The sequence below is a fragment of the Corynebacterium sp. HMSC034B08 genome, assembly GCF_001835805.1.
GTDB classification, from domain to species: Bacteria; Actinomycetota; Actinomycetes; order Mycobacteriales; family Mycobacteriaceae; genus Corynebacterium; species Corynebacterium coyleae.
In genome coordinates, this window is record NZ_KV825972.1 from 1 (window position 1) to 4,573 (window position 4,573).

Below are 4,573 nucleotides of genomic sequence, written 5' to 3' on the forward strand. Positions count from 1 at the left end.
CAATACCCAACCAAAAACAAACCAACCAACACCAACCAAAAGGCAAATGCTGGACTGGCACAAAAAATCCAAAAATTACCGGAAGCCAAAAAACTTCCAACCAACCCCCACCCTGACGGGGCAAAAACAAGGGTTGGCAACATGCATCATGCACTCACAAATGAAGCACACCACACAGATGATCAGGCAATCAATGGTTCACCCAACCACCACCGGCACACACCACACAAGGCATGCACACCATGGCACACAACACCAAGCACACAACAACAAAAAATGCATTGGCACACTATCGAGTTCTCAAACAACACCAGCACACCCAAACACACCCACACAACAATGGATACGTTTCAAGTGACTTGAAATGATATTGGTCCGCGATTGTTTTCCTGCCCGCCACACAAACCAGAGAACCTTGATCGCTCTCCAGCGGGGCGTTGTCGGTCTCGCTGACTGGGATTAAGTTACACACACCCAAACAACAACACAAATCGCCAGCGTAGAGCGTGTTTTCTAAGCGTCTTTAAATCCTTGTTTTGGGTTAATCACGCCAAAAACGAACAACGCCTGCAAAACCAGGCCGATCAAGAACATCAAACCCGCGATGGCCAGCGCGTATGCGACTTGGGCGGGGTGGGGATCGTCGATAAGCAATGTGTCTTTGACCGCGAAGAACAGGAACATCGCAGGGATGAGACCAACGTCTGTGCGCCACACCTTCAGCGGTGCGCCGAGCACAGCACTGGCGAGGCCCGCTGCCCCCAGAGCAAGAATCGCCCTCAGACCGATTGGCGCGACCAGCAGCAACACCGCCATATAGAGCGCAACCGATGCCAGGGCGGCACCCCAATACAGGACCAGCCAGCGGCGCCGGGGAACGCCGAAACTCGTCATTGCCGTTGCGCCGAGGATGCCTGTGCCGTTGCCGCAATAGACCATGGCCCAGACGAGGATTGGCAGGCTCACGAGGAACTGGGCGAGAGGCTCGCTGCTCACCACTCCGGCAAGGTAGAGCAAAAGGCTATGCGCAACCGCGATACCTGCTGCCCACAACAGTTGTGGCTTGAAAATCACCTCGAAGATGAACCCTCCCCGGCCGATTCGGCCACGCACCGCGCGCCGATCCTCGTCGTTGGTCGCCTCGACGTAGCGCGTGCCTATCAGCAGGCCAGCGACCACCGCAAAGAGCGCGCCGAGCAGCCCAACCCAGTCGGGCCGCGCCGCCAGCGCCACGCCAACCCCGCACAACACCGCCGGCACCACCCCAAAGGCCGCAAGTTTCACAGCGCGCGAGCGCGGCACACCGAACGCGGTATAGGCAGTCTCCTCCTGCTGCAACGCGACAAGTACAAGCACCGTGACCATGCTGGGGAGGAATGCGGCAGAAAGCGCACTATCCACAACAAACGGTCCAAACGCCATGACGGCGATCAACGGCACCATCCACAGCAGCCGCTTCAGCGGCGAGGCGACAAACTGGTGGCGAAAGAATCCGAGAAGCGTGGTGTTCATTACGACACCTCCAACACGTGCTCGATGAGGTCGTCGAACTTGGCGGCGCGGGCATGGCGCGGAGCGTCGTCGAGAGGAACAAGCTTGGGGCCAGCAACAGCGAACGCATCCGCATCCTCCGGAACACATTGCTTTGCGACGACCCCATCACGCCCCAGAATCACCGCACTGTCCAGCACTTTCGCGGCGTCATCGATGTGGTGTGTGGCCATGACGATCGTGCGCTTCGAGTCCGCCTGCGCCAACAGGTGGCGGTAGAAAACCTGGGTGTTGTGGGTGTCGAGGCCGACGTAGGGCTCGTCGAGAAGCAAAAGCTCGGTGTTGGAGGCTAACCCGATGACAATGGACACCATGGCGCGCTGCCCGCGAGAGAGTTTCTCGTAACGGGTGCCCAGGGCGGGGTCGAGAGCGAAGTCGGCGATGAGTTGATCTGCGACGGTTTGGTTCCACGTGCGGAAGCGCAGGCGCGCGCCCTTGATCACGTCGGCGGCGGACCACCAGCCGGGGTACGCGGTATCGACGCCGGTCAGGCACGTGTTGTCCATCACCCGGGCGTTGTCGAAGGGGCGCTGCCCGAAGACCTCAACGGTGCCGTCCGTGGGTTTCAGCTGGCCGGCAAGGATGCGCAGCAGGGTGGATTTGCCCACGCCGTTGCGGCCGAGCAAGCCGTGGATACCGGGGCCGAGGTCCAGGTCGACGCCGTTGAGCACGTGCGTGCTGCCGAAGCGATGCGTGAGGCCAGCGGTGTGGATTGTCATCGGTACAGTCCTCTACTTTCTGCGACGCGGTCGATGAGGTCGTGGAGGTCGGCGCGGGAGTAGCCGAGGTGGACGGCTTCGTCGATAAGCGGTGCGATGTACTGGCCCGCAAACGCCTCGCGGCGAGTGGCCAGGATGCGCTCGCGGGCGCCGTCGGTGACGAACATGCCGAGGCCGCGGCGCTTTTCCAACACGTTGTCGCTCACAAGCAGCGTCAGCCCCTTGCGCGCTGTAGCGGGGTTGATTTCGTGGAACTGCGCCAACTGATTCGTCGATGGGGCCTGATCGCCGGGTTTCAGGGAACCGTCGACGATGAGGTCCTCCACAAAACTGGCGATCTGCACGAATAACGGCTCCGCATCAGTATTCACGACGCCTCCATTCGCCTCATTGGTTAGTTACTCGAGTAACCAACTAACTAACACGGGTTCAGGTGGAGTGCAACCAAAAAACACAAAAAGAACATGGAGAACCCGCGCAAAATCAGGCAAGATGGGCCGTGAAAATCAACTTAGCAACGAAAAGAATCGGAATTTAGGAGCCATGCTTGAACGCACACTGGTGTTCGTCGACACGTCTTACCTGCTCGCGAGCTTTTACAACTCGTGGGAAATCGGCGCAAGAGCCCAGCTAGAAATCGATCTCCCCGAGGTAGTCAACGCCCTCGGGAACATGATCACCGACCAACTCCATCAACCCATCCATAGGCAACTCTGGTACGACGGCATCCCCGACTCCGGGCCACACCGCTACCAACGCGCACTGCGCACCTGCGACGGCGTGCAACTCCGCACCGGCCAACTCATCGAATGGGGCGAACGACGCACCCAAAAAGGCGTTGACACCCGCCTCGTCGCCGACCTCGTGGTCAACGGCCTGAGCGAAAAATTCACCGACTTCGTCCTCGTCTCCGGCGACGCAGACATGATCCCCGGCGTCGAAGAAGTCACCCGCACCGGCACCCGCGTACACCTCTACGGATTCGGGTGGGACTCCATGTCCTCCGCACTGCGCCACGCATGCGACAGCACCACCATTCTCGACCCGCGCGAGGACTTCTCCAACGCCATGCGCCTGCAAGTCCTCGAAGGCCCCCTGCCGCCGACCATCCGAGAGCGCCCGCTTAACGACGCCGCACCCCTCGACGAAGCCGACGGCCCGACCTCCGTCCCAGGCCTTGGCCCCGAGCCGCTCAGCGCCGAATGCGCCAACGCCGAAGCAGAGAAACAGGAAGAGAAGACGGGTGCTGGCGATGGTTCGGGTGCCGGTGCTGATGCCGGTGCTGATGCGTCGCAGGGTTCGGCGGAGGGCTCCAAGACCTCTGAGGCCGAGGCCACCGAAGCCAAGCCTGCTGCACCCGCCTCGTCTGCTGCACCTGCAGCGCCGAAGCCTTCCGACATTGTCGGTGCTCCGGTTGCCCAGCAGCGCACGCACGAACCCGACGAGCCGGAACTCGACGAGCCTTCCGAGGCACAGGTCGAGGCCAACAACGAGTCCAACAAACCCGGCAACAAGCAGGTCTCCAGCGAACAACGCCCGGCTGCCACTCCGGCGCCGACGCCGGCCGCGAAGACAAGCCCTTCGGATACCGACTCGTCCGCCGACTCAACCAAGGCGGAGGATTCCGCGCCGCAGCAGGGCCCGAAGCCGGCACCGAAGCCGTCGATGATGGCGCCGCGCCGCAAGCTTCGCTCCCGCTACGTCCCGCTCCCGGAGGAGGTGTGGACGTCCGCCGGCTTCCAAACCCCCTACGACGTGGGACAACAGTACGCGTCATGGTGGTTTGAAAACGCCGCCACCATGGAGCAGCGCGACAGCGCACATCTGCTGTCGGGTGGCGGTCTGCCACCGGAGATCGACAGGCCACTGCTGCAGTTCGCCTGCGAAACCCTCCACGAGTACACGCTGAGCGAAACCCAGCGCGTCAATCTTCGCGACGGGTTCCACTCCGGCATCCGCGGTGTCCTGATCAACATCCGTCGCAACTAGTCGCTTTACGACGACACCGGGGCCGCCAACCACCTTGCGGCCCCGTTTTTGCGTTGGTTGCCCTGCGCTTCTCTTCTGCTTCCGGCGCCTCCCCGTCTGCCCCCCTTTCTCGAAATAGTTCCCCGCGCGGGAACTTTCTTCGGTTTCCGGCACCTTTGCCGCGACATTTCCCCAGGTCGGCAGTTCTAGACACTCGTGGTCGGACAAAATAGTTCCCGGATTCAGCGTGAACCTGGGAACTTTTTTGCGGCTGCGCAGCCGCCCCTGACAGATTTTGAGAAATCTGTCAGGGGCGATTTCTGACCAGGCGCGAT

At 61.1% G+C, this 4,573-nt stretch carries 5 protein-coding genes; 2 read left to right on the forward strand and 3 right to left on the reverse strand.

The features are described from left to right. A partial coding sequence (locus tag HMPREF2656_RS13145) for a hypothetical protein (RefSeq protein ID WP_168167563.1) occupies positions 1-363 on the forward strand: 363 nt, incomplete at its 5' end. A gap of 150 nt (positions 364-513) precedes the next feature. Here the strand turns inward: HMPREF2656_RS13145 and HMPREF2656_RS10430 are convergent. Genes HMPREF2656_RS10430 through HMPREF2656_RS10440 form a run of 3 tightly spaced genes read right to left on the reverse strand, consistent with a single transcriptional unit; the run spans position 514 to position 2,641 of the window. After that, entirely contained in the window at positions 514-1,512 is a 999-nt protein-coding gene (locus tag HMPREF2656_RS10430) for a hypothetical protein (protein ID WP_070816691.1), read from the reverse strand. Next, positions 1,512-2,270 (reverse strand): ATP-binding cassette domain-containing protein, encoded by a 759-nt coding sequence (locus HMPREF2656_RS10435; RefSeq protein WP_070816693.1) that lies wholly within the window; start codon positions 2,268-2,270, stop codon positions 1,512-1,514. The genes HMPREF2656_RS10430 and HMPREF2656_RS10435 overlap by 1 nt, the downstream gene beginning before the upstream one ends. Then, a complete protein-coding gene (locus tag HMPREF2656_RS10440; RefSeq protein WP_070422035.1) occupies positions 2,267-2,641 on the reverse strand; it encodes a GntR family transcriptional regulator in 375 nt (124 codons plus the stop codon). Before HMPREF2656_RS10440 ends, HMPREF2656_RS10435 begins: the two co-directional genes overlap by 4 nt. 172 nt (positions 2,642-2,813) lie before the next feature. Here HMPREF2656_RS10440 and HMPREF2656_RS10445 point away from each other — a divergent pair, with 172 nt between their 5' ends. Next, entirely contained in the window at positions 2,814-4,259 is a 1,446-nt protein-coding gene (locus HMPREF2656_RS10445) for an NYN domain-containing protein (protein ID WP_070568438.1), read from the forward strand. The last annotated feature ends 314 nt before the right edge of the window (positions 4,260-4,573 follow it).

Bases quoted from the DNA above. Each gene is read 5' to 3' on its own strand.
- HMPREF2656_RS10435 (WP_070816693.1), bottom strand. From the start codon at position 2,270: ATGACAATCCACACCGCTGGCCTCACGCATCGCTTCGGCAGCACGCAC.
- HMPREF2656_RS10430 (WP_070816691.1), bottom strand. From the start codon at position 1,512: ATGAACACCACGCTTCTCGGATTCTTTCGCCACCAGTTTGTCGCCTCG.
- HMPREF2656_RS10445 (WP_070568438.1), top strand. From the start codon at position 2,814: ATGCTTGAACGCACACTGGTGTTCGTCGACACGTCTTACCTGCTCGCG.